At 36.7% G+C, this 4,004-nt stretch carries 4 protein-coding genes; 1 reads left to right on the top strand and 3 read right to left on the bottom strand.

Annotated features, from left to right (window positions below; translation table 11 throughout):
• The 3 genes from ABZA26_RS09415 to ABZA26_RS09405 all read right to left on the bottom strand — a co-directional run.
• A partial coding sequence (locus ABZA26_RS09415; RefSeq protein ID WP_372714269.1) for a YbhN family protein occupies window positions 1-826 on the bottom strand: 826 nt, incomplete at its 3' end.
• 50 nt (window positions 827-876) lie between these two features.
• Window positions 877-1,917, bottom strand: coding sequence for a metallophosphoesterase (locus ABZA26_RS09410; protein ID WP_372714268.1), 1,041 nt, complete (start codon window positions 1,915-1,917; stop codon window positions 877-879).
• Between the two features lie 120 nt (window positions 1,918-2,037).
• Entirely contained in the window at window positions 2,038-3,081 is a 1,044-nt protein-coding gene (locus ABZA26_RS09405; RefSeq protein WP_372714267.1) for an alcohol dehydrogenase family protein, read from the bottom strand.
• 598 nt (window positions 3,082-3,679) lie between these two features.
• Here ABZA26_RS09405 and ABZA26_RS09400 point away from each other — a divergent pair.
• On the top strand, window positions 3,680-4,004 hold a 325-nt coding region (locus ABZA26_RS09400; RefSeq protein WP_372714266.1), incomplete at its 3' end, for an ATP phosphoribosyltransferase regulatory subunit.

Below are 4,004 nucleotides of genomic sequence, written 5' to 3'. Positions count from 1 at the left end.
TCAATCCGCTCAGTATTTCATGGACAGAGATAAACTGAGATAAAAAAGAGATCATAATAAATTCAAAAGCCCCTATACCTCCCGGCAGGTTGCTTATAATCCCAATAAACTGTGCAGTTACAAATATAGATATAAAAGTAAGAAAATGTATTTTAGATGAACCGGGTAAAAGAACATAGAGTACACTCCCGGCGACACTCCACTCAAATACCGATACAGATATCTGAATAAAAGCAATAGGCAGTGAAGGTAATTCAAAAGACCAGTTTATATATTTTGACCCCATTGAAAACATGAGATAGCCCAGGGTCAGTATTATAAAAATTATCCCTATGTTTTTGTTATCCTTCATGAAAAAATTAAATTTATAGGGGATTGTCACAGGGCAAAAAGTAAAGACAAAACCTCCTGTGGCAATAAGTCCTATCCATGAGGTGGAGTAGCAAAATGTAATCAGTTTTATTATCTTATTATAGGGAACCCCCCATAGGGAATAAAATCTGAACCTTATGGCAGAAGAACTGAGGGCTGAAATTCCTAGATTATTTCCAAAAGCCCTGCTGACAAAGGATACAAAAATTATTTTATAATATTCAAAATTTAATCCCGTATACCTCAGGGCAAGGGAATCTAAAAAAATCAAAAGTGTATAGCTTAAAATTGACAGCAAAACAGATAAAAAAATCATATCTCCCTTTATTTCTGAAACTGCATTCTTAATGTCAGTATAGCTATAATTTGAAAGCTCTTTTTCCATTAAAATTATTGCAGTTATAAATATTAGTGCACTCAGAGAAAAACTCAAAATTTTAAATTTCTTCTTCATAAAATCCTCCCAAAGATGTACCGTCAGATCACATCTGTTCATATGAGTTTTTATCTCAATTCATACAGAGTAATCTCATTTTTAGAACCCAGTCTCATTGGCGGACCCCATGTCCCTGTTCCAGGAGATACGTAGATATAGCCATTATCAAGCTTGTAGAGACCTTTTATATATTTGGTGGTAAGCCTCACTAAAAGGTTGAAAGGAACTATCTGTCCGTAATGGGTATGCCCGCTCACAGTCAGTCTTATCCTCTCATCGCCGTGGTCAAGGGGAATGTGGTTCATGAGGAGAGCCGGATTATCACCTGTCAGCTCCAGACCGGACAGGGCCTCCATGGCCATCTTCCTGTCAGAGCGATACTCTAGCCCTGCAATCTGGACTCCCATAAAAAGATCCACTTCATCTCTCAAAACCTTCACTCCTGAGTTTTCTATTATTTCTGAGATTTTATCAGAATCTATATAGTGTTCGTGATTTCCAGTTACAAAGTATGATTTTGCACTGAGGTTCTTAAAGGACTGGAAGGTTTTTTCTGTTATAGGGGTATCCTGGGAGACCATATCACCGGTTATTAAGACTATATCAGGATTCAAAAGGTTTATTTTTTTTACTATTTCAGAAAGTCCGTTGGAAGATTCTGACGAAAGATGAAGGTCGCTTATCTGGACAACCTTTATTTTTTCTCCGAAATCATTTATTTTTACAGTTTCAACAGTAATGTTTTTAGCATTCTCAATAGAGTATATGATCAGTACAGATGCCACTCCCAGAGCTGCTATCTCAATGTTTTTCACTGGAACTCTGAGAACTATCCCAAGTATCCTGGAAAGCACAAGGCATACAAAGGTGAGAAAAAAAACACCCATCAAAATCCCGGCAGTCTTGTAAAACCACTGAGTCAGAATATTGTTATTTTTACCTATGAGAACCGTGGCCGGTATTATCATAACAGATATAATTAAGGCAAGTATAAAGAGGGAAACTTTGTTTTTTACATTAAAAAATGAAGCCACCTTTAAAATCACGTAGAAATACATGAAAAAATTAATCGATAGTATTAAAATCAGTCTGAATATAAATTTAGGCATATTCCATCCCCCTTTTATTTTTGAATAAATAATTATTTATGAACTATGCTATCAATTTGTATCAGTAAAAGATATTGTGCTTCTCAAAAGCAGGTATCAATTATATTCTGGACCATTAATTTACTCTCTATTTAAATATCTATCAACATCATCTATTTGAGGAGGTATCAATACAAATTTACCCACATGTTTTTTTTCAGTAAATTCAATTTGTGCCTCAACAATTTTTTCCAATGGAAAGGTTTTCGCCAGAAGAGGTTTAATTTCACCTTTTTCAATATAAGAAATAAGATTTGGAAAAACAGGCTCATCCCATGCAGTACAGCCAATCAATGTCAGATCCTTTAAATAAAAATCACGCATATCCAGCTCCACAATGGGGCCGGCAATGGCACCGGAAGATACGAATTTCCCTCCTCTCTTCAGCACTTTGAGCATCTTACCAAAAGATGGCCCTGCAACATTATCAACTACAATATTCATGGATTTTTCCCCTAAAGCCTCTATAATATCTTCGTCTCGTGAAATAACTCTATCTGCACCTATCTCAAGAAGTTTTTCGAGTTTTGCTTTTCCTGCAATAGCTATCACAGTAGCTCCTCTTCGCTTTGCCAACTGCACAGCTGCAGAGCCGACGCCACCTGAAGCCCCCGCTATGAGCACATGATCTCCTTTTTTTACCTTTGCCCGATGAATCATATTCTCAGCAGTCCCGTAGGCACACGGAATTGTGCCCAACTCTGCATCACTCCAGTCGCAGTCCACGGGAAAAATCTCCGTTACAGGTACTTTTACAAATTGAGCAAAAGCACCGTCAAAATCAGACGCCATCCAGATGTTTTCCAATGAATCCCAGCCCTTACTACGCATGCAGGAACGAACCAAAACACGCTTATTTAATAACTTTTTATCTACCCCTGGAGAGACAGCCACTACACGACCACAGCAATCAGTCCCCTGAATAAAAGGAAAAGGTGTAGATTCATTCCACCCTCCGTCTTCACTAGCTTTCGCTTCTTTTTTCTCTGCTTCATCAGTGGCAAGTGAAGTTGTACTAGTTGTGACTTTTGAAGAATACCAGCCGAGACGAGTATTTATCTCAGTGTTATTTACTCCGGCAGCGAGAACTTGTAAAAGAGCTTCATTTGCTCCAAGCTTCGGCACAGGAACATCGCAATAATCGAGTTTCTCATAACCACCGTTTCCAGTTGTAACAACTGCTTTCATAGTTGTTTTACAGTTACTTATATCAAATCGACCCTTTTCGTGGGTTTTTGTAGAGTTTTTCATAATTCCCCCTTTTTATATTTTTTCCTAGTTTTTATTCGTGTTCATTCTTGATAAATATTTTTAGACCTTTGAATAAAGTCAGTTCTTTTTCTATTAATTAAACATCAACCTAGCTTATTTATACACCATTTAATTTCCTATCCTACACAAAGACATATATTAAAAATCAGAGATAAATCAAGGTATCTGGTAAAAAACGGGTTTACAATATTCTCCGATGGTGCTATAATACACAAAACTTGTACATAATATCTTAGGAGGAATAGAAATGTTTAGAAAAACTTTTACAGTTTTCCATCACCATCATCACTGCTGACAAGGTTTGTAATCTTTTAAGATACAGACCTGTTTCGTGCAACGAAAATCTAGGTTTGTATCTGGGATGATGATGAAACATTTCTTGAAACTAAGAATTTTTTTAAGAGTACCCGGATACTAAAATGTATCCGGGTATTTTTTTTAGGGGGGGAATATGAAGAATTACAGAAAAGAAGAGGAATTTGTAATGGATCTTGAGAGAGTATTCGAATCATACGGGTACGACAAGATAAGACTAAATGCATTTGAGAAGTATGAAACATACTTTGCAAACAAAGATATCATAAGTGAGGGGAATCTTCTAAAGATTATAAATCCAAAGGGTGATCTGTATGTACTCAGACCGGATATGACCCTGCCTGTGGTAAAATATTTCTCTGACACTCAGTCAAACAGAGGAAAATTTTACTATAATGACAGTGTGTTTCGGACAGATAAACACGGGCTTGAGTTTAGCGAGAGAAAACAGGTGGGAATAG

The sequence above is a fragment of the Ilyobacter sp. genome, from assembly GCF_041583315.1.
Classification (GTDB): Bacteria; Fusobacteriota; Fusobacteriia; order Fusobacteriales; family Fusobacteriaceae; genus Ilyobacter.
This window is presented reverse-complemented; position numbering and strand designations above follow the sequence as displayed.

What these genes read in the sequence shown, in the direction of transcription:
- ABZA26_RS09410 (WP_372714268.1), bottom strand. Translation starts at nt 1,917, where the DNA reads ATGCCTAAATTTATATTCAGACTGATTTTAATACTATCGATTAATTTT.